Origin of the sequence: Streptomyces sp. NBC_01013 (assembly GCF_045162765.1) — a bacterium.
In the GTDB taxonomy this organism is placed as follows: Bacteria; Actinomycetota; Actinomycetes; order Streptomycetales; family Streptomycetaceae; genus Streptomyces.
On the sequence record NZ_CP108687.1, the window covers coordinates 5,686,419 to 5,712,544 of the forward strand.

21 protein-coding genes are annotated in these 26,126 nt (G+C 71.9%); 16 read left to right on the forward strand and 5 right to left on the reverse strand.

Translation table 11 applies throughout. The features are described from left to right. Nucleotides 1-84: 84 nt before the first annotated feature. Both OG538_RS24685 and OG538_RS24690 read left to right on the forward strand, forming a co-directional pair. On the forward strand, nt 85-792 hold the full coding sequence (locus OG538_RS24685; RefSeq protein WP_406097043.1) for a helix-hairpin-helix domain-containing protein: 708 nt from the start codon (nt 85-87) through the stop codon (nt 790-792). Beyond that, nucleotides 789-3,332, forward strand: a complete 2,544-nt coding sequence (locus tag OG538_RS24690) for a ComEC/Rec2 family competence protein (RefSeq protein ID WP_406097045.1) — start codon at nt 789-791, stop codon at nt 3,330-3,332. Before OG538_RS24685 ends, OG538_RS24690 begins: the two co-directional genes overlap by 4 nt. A gap of 8 nt (nt 3,333-3,340) precedes the next feature. Here the strand turns inward: OG538_RS24690 and OG538_RS24695 are convergent, their stop codons facing one another. Further along, nucleotides 3,341-3,796, reverse strand: a complete 456-nt coding sequence (locus OG538_RS24695) for a pyridoxamine 5'-phosphate oxidase family protein (RefSeq protein ID WP_406097047.1) — start codon at nt 3,794-3,796, stop codon at nt 3,341-3,343. 101 nt (nt 3,797-3,897) lie between these two features. On the opposite strand from OG538_RS24695, the gene OG538_RS24700 reads away from it, so the two are divergent. Together OG538_RS24700 and OG538_RS24705 are read left to right on the forward strand one after the other, a co-directional pair. Next, entirely contained in the window at nt 3,898-4,728 is an 831-nt protein-coding gene (locus tag OG538_RS24700; RefSeq protein WP_406097049.1) for an arylamine N-acetyltransferase, read from the forward strand. Nucleotides 4,729-4,915: 187 nt separating this feature from the next. After that, nucleotides 4,916-5,800 carry a YceI family protein gene (locus OG538_RS24705; protein WP_406097051.1) on the forward strand — a complete coding sequence of 295 codons (885 nt, stop codon included), beginning with the start codon at nt 4,916-4,918 and terminating at the stop codon, nt 5,798-5,800. 60 nt (nt 5,801-5,860) lie between these two features. Here OG538_RS24705 and OG538_RS24710 read toward each other — a convergent pair whose 3' ends face one another. After that, the gene (locus OG538_RS24710) at nt 5,861-6,124 is read right to left on the reverse strand and encodes a hypothetical protein (protein WP_406097053.1); all 264 of its coding nucleotides are present in this window, start codon (nt 6,122-6,124) and stop codon (nt 5,861-5,863) included. Nucleotides 6,125-6,212: 88 nt separating this feature from the next. Between OG538_RS24710 and holA the strand changes: the two genes are divergently transcribed. Next, complete coding sequence (gene holA / locus OG538_RS24715) at nt 6,213-7,199, forward strand: DNA polymerase III subunit delta (RefSeq protein ID WP_406097055.1); 987 nt, start codon at nt 6,213-6,215, stop codon at nt 7,197-7,199. Between the two features lie 494 nt (nt 7,200-7,693). Here holA and rpsT read toward each other — a convergent pair whose 3' ends face one another. Then, the gene (rpsT, locus tag OG538_RS24720) at nt 7,694-7,960 is read right to left on the reverse strand and encodes a 30S ribosomal protein S20 (protein ID WP_266778644.1); all 267 of its coding nucleotides are present in this window, start codon (nt 7,958-7,960) and stop codon (nt 7,694-7,696) included. 214 nt (nt 7,961-8,174) lie between these two features. Between rpsT and lepA the strand changes: the two genes are divergently transcribed. The 4 genes from lepA to hemW all read left to right on the forward strand — a co-directional run bounded on the left by lepA (nt 8,175) and on the right by hemW (nt 15,679). Beyond that, nucleotides 8,175-10,049, forward strand: coding sequence for a translation elongation factor 4 (gene lepA / locus OG538_RS24725; protein WP_406097057.1), 1,875 nt, complete (start codon nt 8,175-8,177; stop codon nt 10,047-10,049). 273 nt (nt 10,050-10,322) lie between these two features. Beyond that, the gene (locus tag OG538_RS24730; protein ID WP_406097059.1) at nt 10,323-12,212 is read left to right on the forward strand and encodes an AMP-dependent synthetase/ligase; all 1,890 of its coding nucleotides are present in this window, start codon (nt 10,323-10,325) and stop codon (nt 12,210-12,212) included. A gap of 200 nt (nt 12,213-12,412) precedes the next feature. Continuing rightward, complete coding sequence (locus tag OG538_RS24735; protein WP_406100287.1) at nt 12,413-14,311, forward strand: SpoIIE family protein phosphatase; 1,899 nt, start codon at nt 12,413-12,415, stop codon at nt 14,309-14,311. Between the two features lie 135 nt (nt 14,312-14,446). After that, nucleotides 14,447-15,679, forward strand: a complete 1,233-nt coding sequence (gene hemW / locus OG538_RS24740) for a radical SAM family heme chaperone HemW (protein ID WP_406097061.1) — start codon at nt 14,447-14,449, stop codon at nt 15,677-15,679. Between the two features lie 127 nt (nt 15,680-15,806). On the opposite strand, the gene OG538_RS24745 is transcribed toward hemW, so the two are convergent. Together OG538_RS24745 and OG538_RS24750 are read right to left on the reverse strand one after the other, a co-directional pair. Continuing rightward, the gene (locus OG538_RS24745; protein WP_406097063.1) at nt 15,807-16,628 is read right to left on the reverse strand and encodes a DUF3097 domain-containing protein; all 822 of its coding nucleotides are present in this window, start codon (nt 16,626-16,628) and stop codon (nt 15,807-15,809) included. Nucleotides 16,629-16,653: 25 nt separating this feature from the next. Continuing rightward, nucleotides 16,654-17,385 (reverse strand): MBL fold metallo-hydrolase, encoded by a 732-nt coding sequence (locus tag OG538_RS24750; protein ID WP_406097065.1) that lies wholly within the window; start codon nt 17,383-17,385, stop codon nt 16,654-16,656. Nucleotides 17,386-17,570: 185 nt separating this feature from the next. On the opposite strand from OG538_RS24750, the gene hrcA reads away from it, so the two are divergent. From hrcA to OG538_RS24785, 7 genes are all read left to right on the forward strand, one after another. After that, nucleotides 17,571-18,587 (forward strand): heat-inducible transcriptional repressor HrcA, encoded by a 1,017-nt coding sequence (gene hrcA, locus OG538_RS24755; protein ID WP_406097066.1) that lies wholly within the window; start codon nt 17,571-17,573, stop codon nt 18,585-18,587. Then, nucleotides 18,588-19,724 (forward strand): molecular chaperone DnaJ, encoded by a 1,137-nt coding sequence (gene dnaJ, locus OG538_RS24760; protein WP_148018633.1) that lies wholly within the window; start codon nt 18,588-18,590, stop codon nt 19,722-19,724. A gap of 125 nt (nt 19,725-19,849) precedes the next feature. After that, nucleotides 19,850-20,923: a nitronate monooxygenase gene (locus tag OG538_RS24765; protein ID WP_406097069.1), complete on the forward strand. Its 1,074-nt coding sequence runs from the start codon at nt 19,850-19,852 to the stop codon at nt 20,921-20,923. Continuing rightward, on the forward strand, nt 20,920-21,666 hold the full coding sequence (locus OG538_RS24770; protein ID WP_406097071.1) for a 16S rRNA (uracil(1498)-N(3))-methyltransferase: 747 nt from the start codon (nt 20,920-20,922) through the stop codon (nt 21,664-21,666). The genes OG538_RS24765 and OG538_RS24770 overlap by 4 nt, the downstream gene beginning before the upstream one ends. Nucleotides 21,667-21,738: 72 nt before the next feature. After that, complete coding sequence (locus OG538_RS24775) at nt 21,739-22,293, forward strand: hypothetical protein (RefSeq protein ID WP_406097072.1); 555 nt, start codon at nt 21,739-21,741, stop codon at nt 22,291-22,293. Between the two features lie 129 nt (nt 22,294-22,422). Next, nucleotides 22,423-25,638 carry a S41 family peptidase gene (locus OG538_RS24780; protein WP_406097074.1) on the forward strand — a complete coding sequence of 1,072 codons (3,216 nt, stop codon included), beginning with the start codon at nt 22,423-22,425 and terminating at the stop codon, nt 25,636-25,638. 118 nt (nt 25,639-25,756) lie between these two features. Next, a complete protein-coding gene (locus tag OG538_RS24785; RefSeq protein WP_406097076.1) occupies nt 25,757-26,116 on the forward strand; it encodes a histidine triad nucleotide-binding protein in 360 nt (119 codons plus the stop codon). The last annotated feature ends 10 nt before the right edge of the window (nt 26,117-26,126 follow it).

The following is a 26,126-nucleotide window of genomic DNA, read 5'->3' on the forward strand; positions in this document are numbered from 1 at the left end:
GGGCGGGAGCCGGGGTGCTTCACGGTTCAGGACCCGCTACCGAAAGCTCCGAGGGCGGACCGGCGGGGGCCGGGCTTTCCCGCGTTGCGGGAGCGGCTTCCGGTCTGGCTCCAGCTCAGGTGCGGCCTGGAGCCGAGGGCCCTGGCCGCGCTCGGTGTCGTCCTCGTCGCGGCAGCGGTCCTCGCCGCGATGCACTTCTGGACCGCCCGCCCCGATTCCGTGCCTGCGCCGGAGCGCGTCGGCGAGGCCGCGCAGGTGCCCGTGGGCCAGACGGATGCGGACGGGGGGACGAGCGGGGATCCGAACGGCACCCGCACGCCGGAGCCCTCTCCCGGAGCGCTGCCCGCCGCCGGCCCGGGAGGGCAGGTCGTGGTGGACGTGAGCGGGAAGGTCAGGCGGCCCGGGATCCACCGGCTGCCGTCCGGAGCCAGGGTCGCCGACGCACTGCGAGTGGCGGGCGGAGTGCGGCCGGGCGTGGATCTCGACAACCTCAACCGGGCCCGGGTCCTGATGGACGGGGAACAGATCGTCGTGGGTGCCCCACCCGGCACGGCCGCCACCGGTGGTGCCGGAGGGGGCGCGGGCCCGACCGGCGCCACGGGGCCAGTGAGCCTCAGCACCGCGACGCCGGAACAGTTCGACACCCTGCCGGGCGTCGGCCCCGTCCTCGCTCAGCGCATCGTCGACTACCGCACCCAGCACGGAGGATTCCGGTCCGTCGACGAGCTCCGTGAGGTCAACGGGATCGGTGACCGCCGGTTCGCCGATCTCCAGCCGCTGGTGCGTCCATGAGCTCCCAGGACGTCCACACGGCGTCTGGCCGACGGCTGGGGGCCTCCGACCCGCGGCAGGAGGGTCCGGTCGATCTGCGGCTGGTCCCCCCGGCCCTGGCGGCCTGGGCCGGTGCAGCGTCGGCCCTGGACGTGCCCGGCCGCTGGGTGGCCGTGGGCGTGGCGCTCTGTCTCGGGGCATCCATGGTCTGCCTGGCCCTACCGGGCATCCCGCCCGTCCGCGCGGCGCGGACAGTCCGTGAGGAGGGCTCCGCCGGTGACCGGCGGCGGTTGCGCACGAGATTGCACACCACGGCTGTCGCGGCGGTGCTGCTCTGCGCGGCGGCCGGCGCGGCCTCCGCAGGCCTGCACCGGGCCGATGCACGGCAGGGGCCCGTGCCCGGGCTGGCCGGGCAGTTCGCGCGCATCGACGCGGAAATCGTCCTGACCTCCGACGCCCGCCGCACGGCCCCCCGGGTGCGCGGAGACCGCAGCACCCCTGTCTCCCTGCTTCTGGACGCCGAGATCGTTCGGCTGACGAGCCGCGGCGGCGCGACCGTACGGCTGCGTACGCCGGTGCTGGTCATCGTCACGCCCGCTCGCGCGGCCGCACCGTGGCAGCGCCTGCTCCCCTCCACGCGGCTGCGCGTCAGCGGCCGGCTGGCCCCGCCGATGCGCGGCGGGGAGCGCGCCACCGCCGTGCTCCGCGCAGAGGGAAAGGGGCCGCCCCGCGTCATCGGCCCGCCCACCCGGCTCCAGCGCACGGCGGGCGGACTACGTGCCGGTCTGCGCACGGCGACGGAAGACCTCGGTCCCGACGCGCGGGCGCTGCTGCCCGGACTGGTCGTCGGCGACACCACGCGCGTCACACCGGAACTGCACGAGGCGTTCCGGGCGACTGATCTCACCCATCTCATGGCGGTATCGGGTGCCAACCTGGCCATCCTGCTCGTTCTGCTCATCGGGCCGCCCGGCAGCGCCCTGCGCGTCGAACGCCGCGGACTGGCGCCCGCGTGGGGGATCTCCCTGCGGGGGACCGCGCTGCTCGGCGGCGGGCTCACCCTCGCCTTCGTGCTCGTCTGCCGGCCGGAACCGAGCGTGCTGCGGGCCGCGGCCTGCGGTCTGATCACACTGCTGGCCATCGGTACCGGGCGGCGCAGATCGCTGATTCCCGCGCTGGCCGCCGCTGTTCTGCTGCTGGTGCTCTACGACCCGTGGCTGGCACGCGGTTACGGCTTCGTCCTGTCGGTGCTGGCCACCGGAGCCCTCCTGACCCTGGCCCCGCGATGGAGCGAAGCGCTGCAACGGCGAAGGGTGCCACCGCGGTTGGCCGAGGCCCTGGCTGCGGCGGCCGCGGCGCAGGCGGTCTGCTCGCCCGTCGTGGTGCTGCTCGCCTCCCGGGTGAGCCTGGTGGCGATCCCGTGCAATCTGCTGGCCGAGTTCGCGGTGGCGCCCGCCACGGTGCTCGGGTTCGCCGCACTGGCGCTGGCGCCGGTGGCCATACCGGTGGCCGGACTGCTCGCGTGGCTGGCAGGGTGGCCGGCGGGATGGATCGCCTCCGTGGCCCGGACCGGAGCCGCGCTACCCGGAGCGGAGACCGACTGGCCCGACGGCCGGCGGGGGGCGCTGCTGCTGGCCGTGCTGACGCTGCTGCTGGTGCTGTTCGCGCGGCGCATCGGGCGTCATCCGTGGATCTGTTGTGCCGCGGCGCTGTTGCTCGTCCTCGCGGTGCTCCGGCCCGTGCCACTGACCCGGGTGCTGACCGGATGGCCGCCGCCCGGCTGGGCGTTCGCGATGTGCGACGTCGGTCAGGGGGACGCCCTGGTGCTCGCGGCGGGGCCCGGCGCGGGCGTGGTCGTCGATGCCGGCCCCGACCCACGGCTCGCCGACCGGTGCCTGCGCGACCTGGGCATCACCCGCGTCCCGCTCCTGGTGCTCACCCACTTCCACGCCGACCACGTAAGGGGACTGCCCGGTGTGCTGCGGGGCAGAGCGGTGGGCGCGATCCAGACGACGAGCCTGGACGAGCCCCCGGAGCAGGCCGGGTTCGTCAGGCGAACGGCCGCTGCGGCGGGCATCCCGGTGGTGCGTACCGTCCCCGGCGAGCAGCGCAGGATCGGGGCACTCTCATGGCAGGTGCTGTGGCCGCCGGGTGGCCCGAGCACTGCGGCGGGCCTGGCAGCCGGCCCCGTACCGGAGGAACCGAACGATGCCAGCATCACCCTGCTCGTGCGGGCGGGCGGGCTCACGCTCTTGCTTCTGGGAGACCTCGAACCCCCCGCCCAGCAGGGTCTGTTGCGCAGTCACCCCACCCTGCCTCGGGTGGATGTGCTCAAGGTCGCCCACCACGGCTCCGCACATCAGGACGCGGCACTGCTCCGCAGCGCGCGTCCGAGGTTCGCGCTGGTGAGCGTGGGCCGGGACAATCCGTACGGGCATCCTGCCGCGCGGACGGTCGGGGCGCTCAGTTCCGGGGGAGCGGTGGTGCTCCGTACGGACAGGGATGGCGCGATCGCCGTGACGGGCGCCGGTACGGGACTGCGGGCGGTGGGCCGGTCATGACGGGGCGTTCACTCCAGCCAACGGCCGCCTGCCATCAGTTCGCGGCCGGCCAGCTCGTTCTCCTCACGCCACGCCCTGACCGCGTACGGCGTGAACCGCAGATACACCCATGCGGAACGCCCCCGCAGGTCCCAGCCGAGCTTCGTGGCAAAGGCGTCACCCGACTCCGCGAGAAGCTCCGCGCCCTCGACGAGCTCCGCCGTCGCATCGATGAGGACCACGTCGCGGGTGGGTCCGAGCGCGATCCGCGCCTGCCCTGCCGGCGTCACGTTGACCGCCGTCGGATTGGTACGCCTGGTGGCCATCAGCAGGGTCCCCCGGTCCCACACGAACGAGAGCGGCACCAGGGTCGGCACCCCGTCGGCCGAGGCGGTCGACACCCAGGCATCCGTGTCCTTCTCCAGATGATCGAGTACATCCTGCGTGCGCTGTTCGCGGCTGCGCGCCGGCGCCCGGTTCGTCATACCCGGCACGCTAGTGAGTGCGACGGGCGGCACGCCTCCGCCGCCGGTCCTAGGACCATCGGCTCAGGGCGCGGCGCCGCTCGGGGGGACAGACTGCCCTCATGGACCCGCAGCTGCCGCAGACCGTCGACGCCTACCTGGAGCGCATCGGCGCCACCCGGCCAACCCGCCCCGATGCCGCGGCGCTGCGCGAGTTGCAGCTGCGCCACCTCACCACGGTGCCCTTCGAGAACCTCTCGATCCACCTCGGCGAGAACATCGTGCTGGAGGAGCAGGCGCTTCTCGACAAGATCGTCGTCGACCGCCGCGGGGGGTTCTGCTACGAACTCAACGGCGCCTTCGCCGCATTGCTGCGCGCGCTCGGCTTCCACGTCACACTGCTCCAGGCGCGGGTCCACGGTGACGAGGGGCGGCTCGGCATTCCGTACGACCACATGGCGCTGCGGGTGGAGACGGACGACGGTACCGGGCCGTGGCTCGCCGATGTGGGATTCGGCGACCATGCCCAGCATCCGCTCGTGCTCGGTGACCGCACCCCCCAGCGGGACCCGCGCGGTGCCTTCCGGATCGTGCGGGCCCCCGTCGAGGGTGGCGAGGACTACGGGGATCTTGATGTGCTGCGGGACGGCCTTCCCCAGTTCCGTCTGGACCCGCGCCCCCGGGCGCTGGCCGACTTCCGGGGCGGAGCCTGGTACCACCGGACCTCACCCGATTCCGGCTTCACCCGGTCACCGGTCTGCTCGCGCTTCACCACCACCGGCCGGATCACGCTCAAAGGCCACAAGCTGCTCACGACGGTGGGTGCCGAGCGCCACGAGACGCGGCTGGACAGCGACGAAGAGGTTCTCGCCGCCTACCGCGAGCATTTCGGAGTGTCTCTCGACCGGCTTCCCGCGGAGGGAGGCGCCGGTGTTTCTGTGACGAATGGGTGACACACACACAAGCGGAACTATCAATTCGGACCTTCGGTAACACCTCCGCCCAAGCCGTTGCGAGCCGCTCTGTTTGCCTCGAACGTCTCATTGGTGATCGAATGCATGATCGTCGGCGGGCCGCTGCTCCGACAACGAAGTCCAGTCCTTCGGCCCGAGGTGAAACCGCCCCCGGGAGTGCGTGGAGATGTTCGGCCGTTGGCTCGGAAACAAGGGAGCGACGGGTGCCGTCCGCGGCAACGCCCTCGCCGGACTCGCCGTACCGGACTCCGCCGGTGTCCTCAGCTGCCGGGTGCTCGACCCGGTCAGTGAGGCGGTGCAGCAGGCCGAGTTCGTCGTCTCGGACGCGGCGGGCCGCAAGGTCGTCGGCGGGGAGACGGACCCGTTCGGGACTGTCCTCGCCACAGTGCCGGCGGGCGAGTACCGCCTGGCTGTCACGGCGGAGGGGTTCACCCCGTTCCATGGCTCGGCCACGGTCGTCGAGGGTGCGCACGCGGGCCTGGGCGATGTGACCCTGCAGGTCTCCGCGCCCCCGCAGCTGCCCGAGCCCGGCGAGTGGGAGATCGAGCCGATGCACTCCCAGATCGGTTTCACGGCCCGGCACATCGGGATGGCCCGCGTCCACGGGCGGTTCAACACCTTCGCCGGCGCGGTCCGGATCGCTGACCGCATGGAGAACTCGGCCATGCACGTGATCATCGATGCGGCGTCGATCGACACGAACGTCCAGATGCGCGACGACCACCTGCGCTCGAGTGACTTCCTCGATGTCGGCCGCTATCCGACGCTGGAGTTCTACAGCGAGCGTTTCGTCCACCGGGGCGGCACCCGATGGGGCGTCAGCGGTGCGCTGACCCTGCACGGAGTGAGCCGCACGGTGACGCTGGACACCCAGTACCTCGGCCTCGGTAACGGCCTGGAGGGCGAGACCCGGGCAGCCTGCCGCGCCACCACCGAACTGCACCGTGAGGACTTCACCCTCACCTGGCAGACGATGCTGGCCCGTGGCATCGCCGCGGTCGGCTCCAGCATCTCGATCGACATGGACATCCAGATCGTTCCGAAGAGCTGACTCCGCGGGCCTGCCCGTAACCCGGCTCCCGGGCAGGCCCCCACGGAGCGTCGGGTACCGCTAGGGAGCCTCCAGCCAGCCCTCGTGCTCCGCGGCGAACGCATCGAGTGCCGCGGAGTCGAGGCGCCGGCCCGGGTCCTCCACGACCACCAGCCACTGGGCGTCCTCGGCGTCGTCCTCGCCGGCCAGCGCGTCGCGTACGAGCTGCGGCTCCTCGGCCACCCCGAACCGGTCGGCCAGCTCACCCGCCGCCTCCTCCGCGGCGTCGCGGTCGGGCAGGACCAGTACATGTCTCACATCGCTCACCCGCCCATTCTCGGCCATGAACCGCCGGTGGGGCCCCACGGGTCGCGGCGTCCCTGACGGGCGGCCGCAGCCGGTCTGTCAGTGGCCCGTGGGATGCTGGACGGCGATGGCCACCAGAAGGAATTCCACCGACGATCCGCTCGCCCCCCTCACGCTCGCCGTGGGGCAGGAGGACCTGCTCCTGGACCGTGCCGTGCAGCAGGTGGTGGCAGCGGCCCGGGCCTCCGACGCCGACACCGACGTCCGGGACCTCACCTCCGACCAGCTTCAGCCGGGCACGCTGGCCGAGCTGACGAGCCCTTCGCTCTTCGCTGAGCGCAAGGTGGTGATCGTGCGCAACGCGCAGGATCTCTCCGCCGACACGATCAAGGACGTCAAGAAGTATCTCGACGACCCGGTCGAGGAGATCACCCTCATGCTGCTCCACGCGGGCGGCGCCAAGGGCAAGGGGCTGCTCGACGCGGCGCGCAAGGCCGGGGCGCGGGAGGTCGCGTGTCCGAAGACCACCAAGCCCGCCGAGCGCCTCTCCTTCGTGAGGGGCGAGTTCCGGACGCTGGGACGCTCCGCCACGCCCGAGGCCTGTCAGGCGCTGGTCGACTCCATCGGCAGCGATCTGCGAGAGCTGGCCGGCGCGGCTTCACAGCTCGTCGCGGACGTCGAGGGCACGATCGACGAAGCCGTGGTCGGGCGTTACTACACGGGCCGCGCGGAGGCGTCGAGCTTCACGGTCGCGGACCGGGCGGTCGAAGGACGGGCGGCGGAGGCCCTGGAGGCGCTGCGCTGGTCGCTGTCGACCGGTGTGGCCCCTGTCCTGATCACCAGCGCGCTCGCGCAGGGCGTTCGGGCGATCGGCAAGCTCTCGTCGGCGCGCGGGGGGCGGCCGGCGGACCTGGCCCGGGAGCTGGGCATGCCGCCCTGGAAGATCGACCGGGTGCGTCAGCAGATGCGGGGCTGGACTCCGGACGGGGTCGCCGTGGCGTTGCGGGCGGTCGCGGACGCGGACGTGGGGGTCAAGGGCGGCGGCGACGACCCGGAGTACGCGCTGGAGAAGGCCGTCGTCGCGGTGGCGCGGGCCGCGCGGACGGGGCGATGACGGGGTTGCCGCGGCGAGGGTAGCCGAGGGTCACGGTGCCGGTGGGGCGACGGCTACCGGCGCGCGAGGCTGACCGCGGTGGCCGCAGTCGCCGGACGGGCTCGAATGTGCCGTTCCGGGTGTTCTGGATCATCGGACGGCTCGACCGTGCCGTTCACCCGTGCCGTTCACCCGTGCCGCTCATCAGGCCGTTCGGAATGTCCTCGATCCAAGGCAGCGCGTGAGATCGCCTTCGCCCGCCGGACGGGGCCGGGTGGGGCAGGTGCACCCGGGCATGCAGAGCGAGTCGGCGTGCGCCCAGGGCGCCGCGCTGAAGGACGACATCACGAAGGCCCTCGTCGTTTCCCTGGGGAGGGGAACGACGAGGGCCTTCGGTATGTGCTTGGTGCGCCGCACCCGCGTGGCGAACGCAGGTTCGGTGTGCGGCGCGGGGTGCCGGTCAGGAGCGGGAGAGAGGGCCCGCTGGGTCCGTTCCGGCGATCACATCAGAATGCTCAGCCCTGGAGGGTGGCAACCTTGGTGGCCAGCGCCGACTTCTTGTTGGCGGCGGCGTTCTTGTGGATGACACCCTTCGAGACAGCCTTGTCGAGAGCGCGCGAAGCGTCGCGAACGGCCACGGTGGCCTTCTCGACGTCGCCCGCAACGACGGCCTCGCGGGCCTTGCGGATCGCGGTCTTGAGCGAGGACTTGACGGCCTTGTTACGCAGGCGCGCCTTCTCGTTCGTCTTGTTCCGCTTGATCTGGGACTTGATGTTCGCCACGAAAGAGCCTTTTCAGGTTCGTTGGATCTTCGATGTGTGTCCTTGCGGCCCGAGAGCCACGAGGCACAGCTGTCCACGGTACCAGCAGCACTCCGACCGGCCCAAACCGGTCCTCGCCCCCCAGGCGTGGGACGATGGAGGCTACGTACAGATCCGACCGACCCGACATCGACCCGAGACACGGCGTTCGGCGTCTCAAGAATCAGGACCCTGCGTGCCCGCGACTCCTCTCCACGTGCCCGAGCCGAGCCGTACCGACCCGGCGCTGATCCGCAATTTCTGCATCATCGCGCACATCGACCACGGCAAGTCGACCCTTGCCGACCGGATGCTCCAGCTGACCGGTGTGGTCGACCAGCGGCAGATGCGCGCTCAGTACCTCGACCGGATGGACATCGAGCGCGAGCGTGGCATCACGATCAAGTCCCAGGCGGTACGACTGCCCTGGGCGCCCACGACCGGTGAGGGCCAGGGCAGCACCCATGTCCTCAACATGATCGACACCCCGGGACACGTCGACTTCACCTACGAGGTCTCCCGGTCGCTCGCCGCCTGCGAGGGCACGGTCCTGCTGGTCGACGCCGCGCAGGGCATCGAGGCCCAGACGCTGGCCAACCTCTACCTGGCGATGGAGAACGACCTCACCATCGTCCCGGTGCTCAACAAGATCGACCTGCCGGCCGCCCAGCCCGAGAAGTTCTCCGAGGAGCTGGCCAACCTCATCGGCTGCCAGCCCGAGGACGTCCTCAAGGTCTCCGCGAAGACCGGCGTGGGCGTGGACGCGCTGCTCGACCGGGTGGTCCGGGACGTTCCCGCCCCCGTCGGCCAGGCCGACGCCCCGGCCCGCGCGATGATCTTCGACTCGGTCTACGACTCGTACCGGGGCGTCGTGACGTACGTGCGTGTCGTCGACGGCTCGCTCAACAAGCGCGAGCGCATCCGCATGATGTCGACGGGCGCCACTCACGAGCTGCTGGAGATCGGTGTCTCCTCCCCGGAGATGACCCCGTCCGACGGCATCGGCGTCGGCGAGGTCGGCTACATCATCACCGGGGTGAAGGACGTCCGGCAGTCCAAGGTCGGTGACACGATCACCTCCCTGAGCAACGGGGCGACCGAGGCACTCGGCGGCTACAAGGACCCCAAGCCGATGGTGTTCTCGGGTCTCTACCCGCTGGACGGATCGGACTACCCGGACCTGCGCGAGGCCCTGGACAAGCTCCAGCTCAACGATGCCGCCCTGGTGTACGAGCCGGAGACCTCCGCCGCGCTCGGCTTCGGCTTCCGCGTCGGCTTCCTCGGTCTGCTCCACCTCGACGTGGTCCGTGAGCGGCTGGAGCGCGAGTTCGGTCTCGACCTCATCGCCACCGCGCCCAACGTGGTCTACCGCGTCGAGATGGAGGACGGCACCGAGCACATCGTCACCAACCCGAGTGAATTTCCCGAGGGCAAGATCGACAAGGTGCACGAGCCGGTCGTCCGGGCCACGGTCCTGGCGCCCAGCGAGTTCATCGGCGCGATCATGGAGCTCTGCCAGCAGCGCCGCGGCACCCTCCTCGGCATGGACTACCTCTCCGAGGACCGTGTCGAGATCCGCTACACCCTGCCGCTCGCCGAGATCGTCTTCGACTTCTTCGACCAGCTGAAGTCCAAGACGCGCGGCTATGCCTCGCTCGACTACGAGCCCACCGGCGAGCAGTCCGCCGAGCTCGTCAAGGTCGACATCCTGCTGCACGGCGACAAGGTCGACGCGTTCTCCGCGGTCACGCACAAGGACAAGGCGTACGCCTACGGCGTCCGGCTCGTGGCCAAGCTGCAAAAGCTCATCCCGCGGCAGAACTTCGAGGTGCCGATCCAGGCGGCCATCGGCTCCCGGGTCATCGCCCGCGAGACCGTCCGCGCCATCCGCAAGGACGTCCTCGCCAAGTGCTACGGCGGTGACATCTCCCGTAAGCGGAAGCTGCTGGAGAAGCAGAAGGAAGGCAAGAAGCGGATGAAGATGGTCGGCAACGTGGAGGTGCCGCAGGACGCGTTCATCTCCGTCCTGTCGACCGACGAGTCCGCCGGGGAGAGCAAGGCGAAGAAGTAGTACGCGGACGGGGGCGGCGAGCCCGCCCCCGTGTTCGTACCGGCCAGTAGACGAACGGGTCCCCGCATCGCAGAACGCTGCGCCGCGGGGGCCCGTTCGTTATGAAGCGGGGTCCCGTTGCCTCTTACGCGGGGCGCGCGGGCGCTTTACTCTGATCACGGCTTCGTAGTTACTCGCCAGTTAAACAAGCACCATCAGCATGCAGACGTAAGCGGAGAGCACACCCCAACCAGCAGCCCGTCGTGAAGCACTGCCGCAGGCCCGGAGGATGTCGTGAGCGACACACAGACCATGATCGAGAACCGTCCGCCCTCCGTGGCGACCCTCTTCATCGACCGGGTGGCGGCCACCCCGGACGGGGAGGCCTACCGCTACCCCGTCCCCGCGGCCGCCGGCCAGGGGCCCGACGAGTGGAAGTCGCTCAGCTGGGCGCAGGCCGCCGAGCGGGTCTACGCCGTCGCCGCCGGGCTGATCGCTCTGGGGGTGCAGCCGGAGGAGCGGATCGCACTCGCCGCGAGCACCCGGGTCGAATGGATCCTGGCCGACCTCGGGGTCATGTGCGCGGGCGCCGCGACCACCACGATCTACCCCTCGACGAACGCGGAGGAGTCGGCCTTCATCCTCTCCGACTCCGAGAGCCGGGTACTGATCGCCGAGGACGCCGCGCAGCTGGCCAAGGCCCGCGAGCGCCGCGCCGAGCTGCCGAACCTCGCTCACGTCGTCGTCATCGACGCCGAGGGCGCCGGACCGGCCGAGGGTGACCCGGAGGGCTGGGTGCTCTCCCTGGCCGACCTGGAGGCCCTGGGCGCCGAGCACCTGGCCAAGAACCCGGCCGCGGTCACCGAGCGGGTCGACGCGATCACCCCCGAACAGCTCGCGACCCTCATCTACACCTCCGGCACCACCGGCCGTCCCAAGGGCGTACGGCTGCCGCACGACAACTGGTCGTACATGGCCAAGGCCACCGTCTCCACCGGCCTGATCACCAAGGACGACGTCCAGTACCTCTGGCTGCCGCTCGCGCACGTCTTCGGCAAGGTCCTCACCTCCGGACAGATCGAGGTCGGGCACGTCACCGCGGTCGACGGCCGGGTCGACAAGATCATCGAGAACCTGCCGATCGTCCAGCCCACCTACATGGCCGCCGTCCCCCGGATCTTCGAGAAGGTCTACAACGGCGTCGCGGCCAAGGCGCGTGCGGGCGGCGGGGCCAAGTACAAGATCTTCCTCTGGGCGGCCGGCGTCGCCCGCGAGTACGCGAAGGTCTCCCAGGACAACTTCCGGCGCACCGGCACCGCCTCCGTGCCCTTCGCGCTCGGCGCCAAGCACAAGGTCGCCGACGCCCTCGTCTTCGCCAAGATCCGCGAGGCGTTCGGCGGCCGGCTCCGCGCGTGCGTCTCCGGCTCCGCCGCGCTCGCCCCCGACATCGGGTTCTTCTTCGCCGGCGCCGGCATCCACATCCTGGAGGGCTACGGCCTCACCGAGTCGAGCGCCGCCTCCTTCGTCAACCCGGGCGAGGCCTACCGCACCGGCACCGTGGGCAAGCCGCTGCCCGGCACCGAGGTCAGGATCGCCGACGACGGCGAGATCCTCCTGCGCGGCCCCGGCCTGATGCAGGGCTACCAGGGACTGCCGGACAAGACGGCCGAGGTGCTGGAGGCCGACGGCTGGTTCCACACCGGCGACATCGGTGAACTGTCCGTGGACGGCTATCTGCGGATCACCGACCGCAAGAAGGACCTGATCAAGACGTCCGGCGGCAAGTACATCGCGCCGGCCGAGGTCGAGGGCCAGTTCAAGGCGGTCTGCCCGTTCGTCTCCAACATCCTGGTGCACGGCGCGGACCGTAATTTCTGCACCGCGCTGATCGCCCTCGACGAGCCGACCATTCTCGGCTGGGCCGCGGAGAACGGCATGGAGGGCAAGTCGTACGCGGACGTCGTGGCGTCCCCGAAGACCGTCGAACTCGTCGACGGGTACGTGAAGCGCCTCAACGAGGGCCTGCAGCGCTGGCAGACCATCAAGCAGTTCCGGCTGCTCCCGCGTGACCTCGACATCGAGCACGGCGAGGTCACGCCCAGTCTCAAGCTGAAGCGACCGGTCGTCGAGCGCGAGTACAAGGATCTGATCAACGAGATGTACGCGGGCTCCCGCGAAGCCTGACAGCGGCACGAAGTCCCGGCCCCCCGCGCCCCGCGCACGGGGGGCCGGGGCGTTGTTCTCCACTCACTTCGGTAACTCGACGCGTATGCGAAGGGTCGATCTGTCACTCTGTCCGTGTCGTCAGCGGCGCTCAGAGGGTGCGTCCTACGGAGAACAGGCAGCGAGAACAGGTCAGGAGCCGCCCTGTGGGGTCCATTCCCTTGCAGCGGGACATCGTGCAGCGTCCCGGAACCACTGGCGCGTCCACGGGCGAGCAACCCGTCGCCCGGACGAGTCTGCCCGGGAACCTGCTCGCGCCCTCCGCGGCCCGGCAGTTCGTCGCCGCGGCGCTGGCCGAGTGGAGCGGGCTCGGGCTGCCCGCGGCCGTCGGCTTCAGCGAGCGGCTGTCCGACGACGCGGCGGTCATCGTCAGTGAACTCGTCACCAACGCCGTCGTCCACGCCGGGACCACCGTCGACCTGCTCTTCCGGCTGGAGGAGGCGACCGAGGACGAGGCCTCCGCACTCGTCCTGGAGGTGTCCGACCACCACCCGACCCGTGCCGTGCGCAGCGACCGCTCCGAGAGCGGCTCCGGAGCCGACGAAGGACCGGGGGAGCCCGACGAGTACGGGCGGGGCCTGGCACTCGTCGCCACCCTCGCCGAACGCTGGGGCATCACCTATCGCACCGGCCTCAAGACCGTCTGGGCCCGGCTCCCCGTCGACGACTGGAACCCCTTCCCCGACGCGCCGGAGGCTGGATTCCAGCGCCAGCTGCGCGCCGCCGAACTGCTTGCCCCCACCGCCCGCCGCGCCCTGCGCGACGATGCGGACTGGGCCGGCCGCGGCGCGCTGTCGTTCCTCGCCGAGGCCTCGGACCTGCTGGCCGGACAGCTCGACGAGGACATCGTGGCCGCGCTCGCCGGACAGTTACTCGTGCCCCGGCTCGCCGACTGGTGTGCGATCTGGCTGGAACCCGAGACCGCCGGCCGCGCTGCTGTCCCGCGGCTCGCCAAGGTCTGGCACGTCGACGAGGCCCGCATCCAGCCGCTGCGCACCCTGCTGGAGGGCCATCCGCTCCGGCTCCCCGAGCGGGTCGGCACCGGGCCCGTCTCGATGCCGTGGCCCGGCAGCGCGGAGGACGGCGGTCAGCCGGACGGCCTCGAAGGCGTCACGCTCGCCTACCGGATCACCTCGGGCGGCCGCACCCTCGGCGCCGTACTCCTCGGCCGCGAAGGCATCGCCCGCGTCCCCGACGAGGTCACGGCACTGATCGAGGACTTCGTGCGCCGGGTCGGCCTCGCCGTCGGCGCGGCCCGCGCCTACACCCGGCAGGCCACCATCAGCCGCATCCTCCAGCGCGGACTGCTGCCCAGCAAGGTCGCCGACATACCGGGCGTCGCCAGCTCCCTCGTCTACGAGCCCAGCGACGACGGCGTGGTCGGAGGTGACTTCTACGACATCTTCCCCTGCCCAGGTGACCGCTGGTGCTTCGTCCTCGGCGACGTCCAGGGCAGCGGTCCCGAGGCGGCCGTCGTCACCGGGCTCGCCCGCCCCTGGCTGCGGCTGCTGGCCCGCGAGGGCTTCCAGGCCGGCGAGGTCCTGGTCCGCCTCAACCGGCTGCTCCTCGACGACGCGATGGAGGCCGCCGAAGCGGCCGCGCTCATGGTCGCCGCCGCGGGCGGCCAGCAGTCGGCGGACAGCGGACCCCGGTTCCTCTCCCTGCTGTACGGGGAGCTCGTGCCCCTGCCCGACGGCGGCGCGCGCTGCACCCTGGCCAGTGCAGGGCACCCACTGCCACTGCTGCTGCGCCCCGACGGCACGGTGCGCCCGGCCGCCGAACCACAACTGCTCCTCGGCGTCATGGACGACGCCGTGTACGAGACCCAGAGCTTCGACCTGGCTCCCGGCGACAGCCTCCTGTGCGTCACCGACGGGGTGACCGAACGGCGTTCGGGACCGCTCATGTTCGACGACGCCGAAGGGCTGGCGCAGGCACTCTCCGGCTGCGTGGGGCTGACCGCGGAAGAGATCGCGGACCGCATCAAGCACGCCGTGCACGCCTTCGCCGAGCGCCCGCCGGACGACGACCTGGCCCTGCTGGTCCTCCAGGCCCAGTAGGAGGCGGTCGGGCGGCTCAGGGCGGAGCGGCCACAGGCGTCGGACCGCGTCCGCTTCCGGCCCGAGGCCACCCGATCGCGCCTGCGCCGCCCGCCGTGGCGTCGAGGTGCCGGGCGGCGCGCGACAATGGGCGGTATGCCTTCCGTACTGCCCGATGGTGAGCCCGTGCCCGACGACGGGGCGCTGCCCCGCCACGCCCTGGAAGGCGCCGCTGACCGCCCGCTCGGCTTCTACCTGCACGTGCCGTACTGCGCGACCCGCTGCGGCTACTGCGACTTCAACACCTACACGGCGACCGAGCTGCGCGGCTCCGGCGGTGCGCTGGCCTCCCGGGACAACTACGCCTCCCACCTCGTCGGCGAGGTCCGCCAGGCCCGCAAGGTCCTCGGTGACGACCCCCGCCAGGTCCGTACGGTCTTCGTCGGAGGCGGTACGCCGACACTGCTGGCCGCCGCCGATCTCGTCCGGATGCTGGCCGCGATCCGGGAGGAGTTCGGTCTCGCGGACGACGCCGAGATCACCACCGAGGCCAACCCCGAGTCCGTCGGGCCCGCCTACCTCGCCGAGCTGCGTGAAGGCGGCTTCAACCGGATCTCCTTCGGGATGCAGAGCGCCCGGCAGCACGTCCTGAAGATCCTCGACCGCACCCATACCCCCGGCCGGCCCGAGGCCTGTGTCGCCGAGGCCCGGGCGGCCGGTTTCGAGCACGTCAACCTCGATCTGATCTACGGCACCCCTGGCGAGTCCGACGACGACTGGCGCGCCTCCCTCGACGCGGCGATCGGCGCGGGGCCCGACCACGTGTCGGCGTACGCCCTGATCGTCGAGGAGGGCACTCAGCTGGCCCGCCGGATCAAGCGCGGTGAGATCCCGATGACGGACGACGACGCGCACGCCGACCGGTATCTCATCGCGGACGAGGCGATGGCCGCAGCCGGCTTCTCCTGGTACGAGGTGTCGAACTGGGCCCGGACTCCCGAGGGCCGCTGCCTGCACAACGAGCTGTACTGGCGTGGGGCCGACTGGTGGGGCGCCGGACCCGGAGCGCACAGCCACGTGGGCGGCGTGCGCTGGTGGAACGTGAAACACCCCGGGGCGTACGCGCAGGCGCTGGCCGAGGGGCGCTCGCCCGGCGCGGGCCGCGAGATCCTCTCGGCGGAGGACCGCCGGGTCGAGCGCATCCTGCTGGAGCTGAGGCTCGTCGACGGCTGCCCGCTCTCGCTCCTCGCGCCGGCCGGGCTGGCGGCGGCGGGCCGGGCGGTCACGGACGGGCTGCTGGAGTCCCGCCCGTTCGCGGCGGGCCGCGCGGTGCTGACCCTGCGCGGGCGGCTGCTGGCGGACGCGGTGGTGCGGGATCTGGTGGACTGAGGGGACGGCCCGGGGGCCTGCGGTCGGACCGGGCCGGATCAGTGGCCGGCCGGATCGGAGAGCGGCCGGATCGGGGAGCGGGCGGACCGGGCCGGATCAGTGTGCGTTCCGACCCGCCCGAAGGTGCCTACGCGGGAGGCGCCGTCACGAAGTCGATCAGCTCCTCCACCCGGCCCAGCAGCTCGGGCTCCAGGTCCCGGTAGGAACGGACCGTGGACAGGATCCGCTGCCACGCGGCACCGGTGTTCTCCGGCCACCCCAGCGACCGGCACACGCCCGTCTTCCAGTCCTGGCCGCGCGGTACCACCGGCCACCCGGCGATCCCCACGGAGGACGGCTTCACGGCCTCCCACACGTCGATGTACGGGTGACCGACCACCAGCATGTTCCCGTCCGAGATCTGCGCCGCGATCCGGGACTCCTTGGAACCGGGCACGAGATGGTCGACCAGCACCCCGAGGCGTGCGTCCGGGCCCGGCGAGAACTCCCGGACGATCGCGGGAAGGTCGTCGATGCCCTCCAGGTACTCCACGACCACGCCCTCGATGCGCAGGTCGTCGCCCCAGACCCGCTCCACCAGCTCGGCGTCGTGCCGGCCCTCCACATAGATCCGTCCGGCCCGGGCCACCCGCGCCCGAGCCCCGGGAACCGCCACCGAGCCGGAGGCCGTACGAGCGGGCCGGGCCGGGCCGCCGGCCGACGGGCGCACCAGCGTGACGACCCGGCCCTCCAGCAGGAAGCCGCGCGGTGCCATCGGGAACACCCGGTGCTTGCCGAAGCGGTCCTCCAGGGTCACCGTCGGGCCCTCGGCCGTCTTCTCACACCGGATCACCGCTCCGCAGAAGCCGGTGGCGACGTCCTCCACCACCAGATCCGGTTCGGCGGGCACCTCGGGAACGGGGGCGGACTTCTTCCACGGCGGGGTCAGGTCCGGCTGGTAGCTGCGCATCGGACGACGATAAGCGCGGAGCGCGCTACGACACGCCGAACCGAGCAGCGAGATCATCGCGCTGGGACCGGACGAACGCGGCGTCCACCACCGCCCCGTGCCCCGGCACGTAGAGCGCGTGCTCGCCGCCCAGCGCCAGCAGCCGGTCCAGTGCCGCCGGCCAGCGCGCGGGGAAGGCGTCCGGGCCCGCCTGCGGTTCACCGGACTCCTCCACGAGGTCGCCGCAGAACACGATCGCGGGTGAGCCGGGGACGCCGGGCACCAGCACCGCCAGATCGTGACCGCTGTGCCCCGGGCCGACGTTCACCAGCACGACCTCGCGCCCGCCCCCCAGATCGAGCGTCCATTCGCCGCACACCTCGTGATGCGGCGCCACCAGCACATCGGCGGACTCGGCGGCGTCGTGCTCGGCCAGACCGTGCCGCACCGCGTCGGCGTGCAGCTCGTCCGCCCCGCGCCGCAGCAGCTCCGTCAGGCCGGCCGCGCCGAACACCTGCGCCCCGGCAAAGACCGCCGTGCCCAGCACGTGATCGAAATGGGGGTGGCTGAGTGCGATATGTGTCACCCTCGTACCGAGCAGCGACTGTGCCTGGCGGCGGACTTCGACCGCTTCACGGAGTGACGATCCGGTATCGCAGAGCAGCACTCCGTCCGCCCCCTCCACCAGGGCGACCGTTGCATCCCACACCGGAAGGCGCCGACGGCCCACTCCGTGTCCGAGTCGCTCCCAGCCGAACTCTTCCCAAGAGGCGTCCATACGACGACGCTATCGGCAACGACCTGCGCAGTCTCGCGGTAGCGTGGCCGGTCGCCCTTGCTAGGGGGCTACCCCGTCGCCGTACACTGGCCGGGGGATCGCTGGCACTCGTACGCACAGAGTGCCAGGGCAGGACCCGGGAACGACCCGAGAACCACCGAGGTACACAGCTGGAGGTGTGCGCGATGCTCAGCGAACGCAGACTCGAAGTGCTGCGCGCCATCGTCCAGGACTATGTCGGCACCGAGGAGCCCGTCGGCTCCAAGGCGCTCACGGAGCGGCACAAGCTGGGGGTCTCCCCGGCCACCGTCCGCAACGACATGGCGGTGCTGGAGGACGAGGGCTTCATCGCCCAGCCGCACACCAGCGCGGGACGCATCCCGACGGACAAGGGGTACCGGCTCTTCGTCGACAAGCTCGCGGGCGTCAAGCCCCTGTCGTCGCCCGAGCGCCGTGCCATTCAGAATTTCCTCGACGGCGCGGTCGACCTCGACGATGTCGTGGGTCGCACCGTACGGCTGCTCGCGCAGCTGACCCGGCAGGTCGCCGTCGTGCAGTACCCCTCGCTGACCCGCTCGACGGTGCGGCACGTGGAACTGCTGTCCCTGGCCCCCGCCCGGCTGATGCTCGTGCTGATCACGGACACCGGCCGGGTCGAACAGCGGCTGGTCGACTGCCCCGCGCCGTTCGGTGAGACCTCTCTCGCCGATCTGCGGGCCCGGCTCAACAGCCGGGTCGTGGGACGCCGCTTCGCGGACGTCCCACAGCTGGTGCAGGACCTGCCGGAATCCTTCGAGAGCGAGGACCGGTCCACCGTGTCCACCGTGCTCTCGATCCTCCTCGAATGCCTCGTCGAGGAGACGGAGGAGCGGCTGATGATCGGCGGCACCTCCAACCTCACCCGCTTCGGGCACGACTTCCCCGTGATGATCCGGCCGGTGCTGGAGGCATTGGAGGAGCAGGTCGTGCTGTTGAAGCTGCTCGGTGAGGCGAAGGACTCGGGCATGACCGTACGTATCGGGCACGAGAACGCCCACGAGGGGCTCAACTCCACGTCCGTCGTCGCGGTCGGCTACGGTTCGGGCGACGAGGCAGTCGCCAAACTCGGCGTGGTCGGACCGACCCGCATGGACTACCCCGGAACGATGGGAGCGGTACGCGCAGTGGCACGTTACGTCGGACAGATCCTGGCGGAGTCGTAAGTGGCCACGGACTACTACGCCGTACTCGGCGTGCGCCGCGACGCTTCGCAGGACGAGATCAAGAAGGCCTTCCGGAGGCTCGCACGCGAGCTGCACCCGGATGTGAACCCCGATCCGAAGACCCAGGAGCGGTTCAAGGAGATCAACGCCGCCTACGAGGTGTTGTCGGACGCTCAGAAGAAGCAGGTCTACGACCTCGGCGGCGACCCGCTGTCCGCCTCCGGAGGCGGCGGCGCGGGCGGATTCGGACAGGGTGGCTTCGGCAACTTCTCCGACATCATGGACGCGTTCTTCGGTACGGCGTCGCAGCGCGGACCCCGTTCGCGCACCCGTCGCGGCCAGGACGCCATGATCCGGCTGGAGATCGACCTCTCCGAGTCGGCCTTCGGTACGACCAAGGACATCCAGGTCGACACGGCCGTCGTCTGTACGACCTGCAGTGGCGAGGGTGCCGCACCCGGCACCTCCGCCCAGACCTGTGACATGTGCCGCGGCCGCGGTGAGGTCTCGCAGGTCACCCGGTCGTTCCTCGGCCAGGTCATGACCTCGCGGCCCTGCCCCCAGTGCCAGGGCTTCGGTACGGTCGTGCCGACCCCGTGCCCGGAGTGCGCCGGCGACGGCCGCATCCGCTCGCGGCGCACGCTCACCGTGAAGATTCCCGCAGGTGTCGACAACGGCACCCGCATCCAGCTCGCGGGCGAGGGCGAGGTCGGCCCCGGCGGCGGCCCGGCCGGCGATCTCTACGTCGAGATCCACGAGCTGCCGCACGCCGTCTTCCAGCGGCGCGGCGACGATCTGCACTGCACGGTCACCATCCCCATGACGGCGGCGGCCCTCGGCACGAAGGTGCCGCTGGAGACGCTCGACGGCCTGGAGGAGGTCGACATCCGGCCGGGCACCCAGTCCGGTCAGTCCGTCCCGCTGCACGGGCGTGGCATCACGCACCTGCGGGGTGGCGGGCGGGGCGACCTGATCGTGCACGTCGAGGTGATGACCCCGACGAAGATGGACCCGGAACAGGAACGCCTCCTGCGCGAGCTGGCGAAACTGCGGGGTGAGGAGCGGCCCACCGGCCAGTTCCAGCCCGGGCAGCAGGGTCTGTTCTCGCGGCTGAAGGACGCGTTCAACGGCCGCTAGGGCCTGAACGGAGTTCGACCGACGATGGTGTACGGGCCCGGTTTCCGGGCCCGTACGGCATTGCGGACAAAACGTGGCAGCGGGGTGCGCATCACGGGGCAGGGGCGACATGACACGATGCGGTCATGTCATCCGCGTTGACCGATCTCTGCCGGTATCCGATCGTGCAGGCCCCGATGGCGGGCGGACCCTCCTGTCCGCAGCTCGTCGCGGCCGTCGCCGAGGCCGGCGGACTCGGTTTCCTGGCCGCCGGGTACAAGACGGCGGACGGCATGTACAACGAGATCAAGCAAGTGCGCGGGCTCACCGGCCAGCCCTTCGGCGTCAACCTCTTCATGCCGCAGCCGAACCTCGCGGACCCGGCCGCCGTCGAGGTGTACCGGCACCAGCTCGCGGGCGAGACCTCCTGGTACGAGACCCCGCTCGGTGAGACCGACGCCTGCGGCGACGACGGCTACGAGGCCAAGCTGGCCATCCTGCTGGAGGACCCCGTCCCGGTCGTCTCCTTCACCTTCGGCTGCCCCTCCCGCGACACCCTCGACGCGTTCGCCGCGGCGGGTACGTACACCGTCGTCACCGTCACCTCGCCGGAGGAGGCCCAGGCGGCCCAGTGGGCGGGAGCCGACGCGGTCTGCGCCCAGGGCGTGGAGGCGGGCGGCCACCAGTCCACGTTCCGCGACGACCCGCAGACCGACGGATCCGGCACCGGGCTGCTCTGCCTGGTGACCCAGGTCCGTGAGACCGTGCAGATACCGGTCATCGCCGCGGGCGGGCTGATGCGCGGTTCCCAGATCGCCGCGGTGCTGGCGGCGGGTGCCGATGCCGCGCAGCTCGGTACCGCCTTCCTGGTCTGCCCCGAGTCGGGCGCCCATCTGTTGCACAAGCAGGCCCTGACCAACCCGCTGTTCGTCCGCACCACCCTGACCAGGGCGTTCTCCGGGCGCCCGGCCCGCGGCCTGGTCAACCGCTTCGTGCGCGAGCACGGACCGTACGCCCCTGCTGCCTACCCGCAGGTGCACCATCTGACGGCCGTGCTGCGCAAGGCGGCGGCCAAGGCCGGGGACGCACAGGGCATGGCGCTGTGGGCGGGGCAGGGGCACCGGATGGCACGCGAGCTTCCCGCGGGACGACTGGTCAGACTGCTCGCCGAGGAACTGGACGCCGCACGGACGGCACTGAGCACGAGGAGTACACAGTGACGGCACCCGTCTTCGTCGTCGAACAGCTGCCGGACGGGCCCGGGTTCGTCCTGGAGGGGCCCGAGGGGCGGCACGCCGTCTCGGTGAAACGCTTGCACGCCGGTGAGAACGTGGTCCTGACGGACGGGCGCGGCCGCTGGGCCGAAGGTGTCGTGAGCGCGGCCGAGGGCAAGGACCGGCTGGTGATCACCGACCTGGAGCCCGTCCACGAGGAAACCCGTCCCGGCGTCCGCATCACCGTCGTCCAGGCGCTGCCCAAGGGTGACCGGGGCGAGGTCGCCGTCGAAACGATGACGGAGACCGGCATCGACTCGATCGTGCCGTGGCAGGCCGCGCGCTGCATCACCCAGTGGAAGGGCGACCGCGGCCTCAAGTCCCTGGCGAAGTGGCGCAACACGGCCCGCGAGGCCGGCAAGCAGTCGCGCCGGGTCCGGTTCCCGGACGTGGCGGACGCGGCAACGACCAAACAGGTTGCCGCACTTCTGGCCACAGCTGACTTCGCGGCCGTGCTGCACGAGGACCGCGGGTACGCCAGCGAGCCGCTGGCCACCGTCGACCTGCCCGACAAGGGCGAGATCGTGCTGGTCGTAGGCCCCGAAGGGGGCGTCTCGCCGGAGGAGTTGGCCGTCTTCGCCGCCGCCGGCGCGCGGACCTGCCGGCTCGGACCGACCGTGCTGCGCACCTCGACGGCGGGCACCGCGGCGACAGCGCTGCTGCTGGGGCGCACGGGCCGCTGGTCGTAACGGCCCACGCCCGGGGCAGTTGTGGCCGCAAGCGGTCTACCGCTGCGTCAGGAGTGGTGGGAAGCTGCCCGTATGGGGACATCAAGGGCATGGGGTCGCCGGGCGACCCGTCGCTTTCCGGCCGCGATCTGCCTCGCGGCCGTCGCCGTCGCGGGCCTCGTCGCCTGCGAACCCGCGGACGGACTGAACACCGCGTCCATCGCCGTGACCACCGACCGCACCGCCACCCGCGCCCTGGAGCACGAAGGCGTGCACGTGCGGTGGCTGACCTGCACGGCGAACATCGACGGGGGTGGCACGAAGGCATCGTCCGCACGGGCGGGTTCGGCCACCGCCTCCACGCGTCGAGTCGCCGACGTCGACTGCAGCGGCCGGACGAAGGAGGGCCGGGACATCAAAATCGCCGGCCAGGTCCGGCAGGCGGTCGACGGCCGGTGCGTGCGGGGCGACCTGACCGCGAAGGCCGACGGCCGGACCGTGTTCCGGGCCAGCCTGCTCGGCAACTGCGAGGCCCCGCCCTCGGCCTCCGTACCGGACAACGGCAACGGCGACGGCAGCAGCGGGGGAGGGGCCCGGCCGACGGTCACCGTGACCGTCACGGTCACCGAGCACCCCCAGGGGAAGTGAGGGGCCGCTCCGACTGGACTACCGCGCCCACCGGTTGCCGGACCCCTTGCGTGTGCCGGGCATCCACCGCAGGGCGTACTCCGGCCAACTCCGTTCCGCCGGCCGCGGCCGCAGCCTAGGGTGATCGATGTGACACAGCATTCCTACCTCCGGTACCCCCATGTCCAGGGCGATTCGATCGCCTTCACCGCCGAGGACGATGTCTGGCTCGCGCCGCTCGACGGCGGCCGAGCCTGGCGTGTCAGCGCCGACAACCGTCCCGTCACCCAGCCGCGGATATCTCCCGACGGCACCCTCGTGGCCTGGACGTCCACCCGGGACGGAGCGCCCGAGGTGCACCTCGCGCCCGTCGACGGCGGTCCCTCCCGGCGGCTGACCCACTGGGGCGACGCGCGGACCGCCGTGCGCGGCTGGACCCCCGACGGCGACGTGCTGGTCACCAGCACCCAGGGCCAGGTCTCGCTCCGGCGCTCCTGGGCCCGGGCCGTCCCGGTCGACGGTGGTCCCGCACGGACCCTCCCGTACGGCCCGGTCGGCTCCCTCGCGTACGGGCCCGGCGGACGCGTCCTGCTGCTCTCGGCCACCATGGGGCGTGAGGCCGCTACGTGGAAGCGCTACCGGGGCGGCACGGCGGGCAAGCTCTGGATCGCGGACGAGGGTGACCCGGCGCAGTTCGTACGTGTCCACGAGGAGCTCGACGGCAACATCGAGTGCCCCCTGTGGGTCGGTGACCGCATCGCCTTCCTCTCCGACCACGAAGGCGTCGGCGCCCTCTACTCCTCCCTCCCCGACGGCACGGACCTGCGCCGGCACACCGGCGTCGAAGGCTTCTACGCCCGGCAGGCCACCACCGACGGCACCCGCGTCAGCTACGCGTCCGCCGGTGAACTGTGGCTCCTGGACAGCCTGGAGAGCGACGGACCCCGCCGCCTCGACATCCGGCTCGGCGGCCAGCGCGCCGACCTCCAGCCGCACTCCGTGCACGCCGGCAGCCACCTGCACGCCGCGTCGCCCGACCGCACCGGCCGCGGCAGCGCCGTCGGGTCCCGCGGCGCCGTCCACTGGGTCACCCACCGCGAGGGCCCGGCCCGCGCACTCGCCGTCGAACCCGGCGTACGGGCCAGGCTGCCCCACACCTTCCAGGCCGACGGCGACCAGCACGTCGTCTGGGTCACCGACGCCGAGGGCGACGACGCGCTGGAGTGCGCACCCGCCACCGGGACCGGCCCGGGCGCCGTACCCCGCCGTCTCGCCGCAGGCCGGATCGGCCGGGTCCACGACCTCGTACCGGCACCCGACGGCAGCCGGTTCGCCGTCGCCGCCCACGACGGACGCGTCCTCATCGTCGAGCGGGAGAGCGGCGAGGTCCACGAGGTGGACCGCAGCGAGCACGGCGACGCCTCCGGGCTCGTCTTCTCACCCGACTCCGCCTGGCTCGCATGGTCGCACCCCGGACCCGAGCCGCTGAGCCAGCTCAAGCTCGCCCACCTGGCCGACCTGTCGGTCTCCGAGGCGACCCCCCTGCGGTTCCGGGACTTCGCGCCCGCCTTCACCGCCGACGGAAAGCACCTGGCCTTCCTCTCCGAGCGGGCCTTCGACCCGATCTACGACGCCCACGTCTTCGACCTGGCGTTCATCGGCGCCTGCCGGCCGCACCTGCTGACACTCGCCGCGACCACGCCCTCCCCGTTCGGGCCGCAGCTCCACGGCCGCCCGACCGAGAGGGAGAAGGCCGGCGACGGGGAAGACAACCCCACCGCGCTCCCCGTCACCCGTATCGACCTGGACGGCCTCGCCGACCGGATCGTGCCGCTGCCCGTCGAGGCCGCCAGCTACTCCTCGCTGCGGGCCGCGAAGGACGGGCTGCTGTGGCTGCGCCACCCGGTGACCGGGGTGCTCGGCACGAGCGCGGCCACTCCCGACGCCCACGACGCCGAGCCCGTCCTGGAGCGGTACGACCTGGAGAAGCTGCGCTGCGAGGAGCTCGCCTCCGACATCAGCCGGTTCGCGGTCAGCGGCGACGGCAAGCGGCTGGTCCTGCACAGCCACGGCAAACTGCGCGTCGTCCCGTCCGACAGCCGGGTGTCCGCGAGCTCCGACGACGACGGCGACGACGGCAACATCACCGTCGACCTCTCCCGCGTCCGCCGCACCCTCGACCCGGCCGCCGAATGGCGCCAGATGTACGACGAGGCCGGCCGCATCATGCGGGACAACTTCTGGCGCCCGGACATGGGCGGCATCGACTGGGACGGCGTCCTGGACCGCTACCGGCCCGTCCTGGAGCGCGTCGCCACCCACGACGACCTCATCGACCTCCTCTGGGAGGTCCAGGGCGAACTCGGCACCTCGCACGCCTATGTGACCCCTTCCGGCGGCTGGCGCGACGACTCCGCCCGGCAGGGACTGCTCGGCGCCGACCTCTCCCGCGCGGACGACGGGAGCTGGCGCATCGACCGCATCCTGCCGTCCGAGACCTCCGACCCCGCCGCCCGGGCCCCGCTCGCCGCGCCCGGCGTCGCCGTCCGGCCCGGCGACTCGATCCTGGCCGTCGACGGGCACCCCGTCGACGCGCTCACCGGCCCCGCGCCCCTGCTCACCGGCTCGGCCGGCAAGCCCGTCGAGCTGACCGTCTCCCCGGTCGACGGCGGCGACCCGCGCCATGTCGTCGTCGTACCGGTCGCGGACGAGGAGGCGCTGCGCTACCACGCGTGGGTCGCCGACCGGCGCGCGTACGTGCACGAGCAGTCCGGTGGACGACTGGGCTACCTCCACGTCCCCGACATGGTCGGCTCGGGCTGGGCGCAGATCCACCGCGACCTGCGCACCGAGGTCGCCCGCGAGGGCCTGGTGGTGGACGTACGGGAGAACCGCGGCGGCCACACCTCGCAGCTGGTCGTGGAGAAGCTGGCCCGCCGGATCGTCGGCTGGGACCTGCCCCGCGGCATGCGGCCCTACAGCTATCCGGGCGACGCGCCGCGCGGTCCGGTGGTGGCCGTCGCGAACGAGTTCTCCGGCTCGGACGGCGACATCGTCAACGCGGCGATCAAGGCGCTGAACATCGGCCCCGTGGTCGGCGTACGCACCTGGGGCGGAGTGGTGGGCATCGACAGCCGCTACCGGCTCGTCGACGGCACGCTGGTCACCCAGCCCAAGTACGCCTTCTGGCTGGAGGGCTACGGGTGGGGCGTCGAGAACCACGGCGTCGACCCCGACGTCGAGGTCGTCATGGCGCCGCAGGACCATGCGGCGGGCCGCGACCCGCAGCTGGACGAGGCGATCCGGATCGCGCTGGAGTCGCTGAGCCGCACACCGGCGAAGGTGGCGCCGACACTGCCCCGGTGACACCCGCGGGGCCCGGGGACGCCTCGGCCCCGCGCCTCGATCGCGGGCGGGGCCGAGGCGTCGGCCCCGCCCGCTAGGCTGCCCTGTAACGGATCACCGAGACAGAGGAGCGCACCCCATGGCAGGAGAACCGCAGCCCGACTGCCTGTTCTGCAAGATCGTCTCGGGCGAGATCCCGGCCACCATCGTCCGGGAGACCGACACCACGGTCGCCTTCCGCGACATCAACCCCCAGGCCCCGACCCACGTCCTGGTCATCCCTCGCGTCCACCACCCCGACGCCGCCTCCCTCGCCGTCGCCGAGCCGCAGATCCTCGCCGACGTGGTGCGCGAGACCGGACATGTCGCCGCCGACGAGAAGGTCGACGCGACCGGGTACCGGGTCGTGTTCAACACCGGCGTCGGAGCCGGCCAGACCGTCTTCCACGCGCACGCCCACGTCCTGGGCGGCCGCGGTCTCCAGTGGCCCCCCGGCTAGGACCGGACGA

Excerpts from the sequence above, each read along its gene's own strand:
- hemW (WP_406097061.1), top strand. The coding sequence starts at position 14,447 with ATGCCTTCCGTACTGCCCGATGGTGAGCCCGTGCCCGACGACGGGGCG.
- OG538_RS24700 (WP_406097049.1), top strand. The coding sequence starts at position 3,898 with ATGGACCCGCAGCTGCCGCAGACCGTCGACGCCTACCTGGAGCGCATC.
- OG538_RS24745 (WP_406097063.1), bottom strand. The coding sequence starts at position 16,628 with ATGCGCAGCTACCAGCCGGACCTGACCCCGCCGTGGAAGAAGTCCGCC.
- OG538_RS24775 (WP_406097072.1), top strand. The coding sequence starts at position 21,739 with ATGGGGACATCAAGGGCATGGGGTCGCCGGGCGACCCGTCGCTTTCCG.
- OG538_RS24765 (WP_406097069.1), top strand. The coding sequence starts at position 19,850 with ATGTCATCCGCGTTGACCGATCTCTGCCGGTATCCGATCGTGCAGGCC.
- OG538_RS24695 (WP_406097047.1), bottom strand. The coding sequence starts at position 3,796 with ATGACGAACCGGGCGCCGGCGCGCAGCCGCGAACAGCGCACGCAGGAT.
- OG538_RS24705 (WP_406097051.1), top strand. The coding sequence starts at position 4,916 with ATGTTCGGCCGTTGGCTCGGAAACAAGGGAGCGACGGGTGCCGTCCGC.
- holA (WP_406097055.1), top strand. The coding sequence starts at position 6,213 with ATGGCCACCAGAAGGAATTCCACCGACGATCCGCTCGCCCCCCTCACG.
- hrcA (WP_406097066.1), top strand. The coding sequence starts at position 17,571 with ATGCTCAGCGAACGCAGACTCGAAGTGCTGCGCGCCATCGTCCAGGAC.
- OG538_RS24785 (WP_406097076.1), top strand. The coding sequence starts at position 25,757 with ATGGCAGGAGAACCGCAGCCCGACTGCCTGTTCTGCAAGATCGTCTCG.
- OG538_RS24690 (WP_406097045.1), top strand. The coding sequence starts at position 789 with ATGAGCTCCCAGGACGTCCACACGGCGTCTGGCCGACGGCTGGGGGCC.
- OG538_RS24750 (WP_406097065.1), bottom strand. The coding sequence starts at position 17,385 with ATGGACGCCTCTTGGGAAGAGTTCGGCTGGGAGCGACTCGGACACGGA.
- OG538_RS24710 (WP_406097053.1), bottom strand. The coding sequence starts at position 6,124 with ATGGCCGAGAATGGGCGGGTGAGCGATGTGAGACATGTACTGGTCCTG.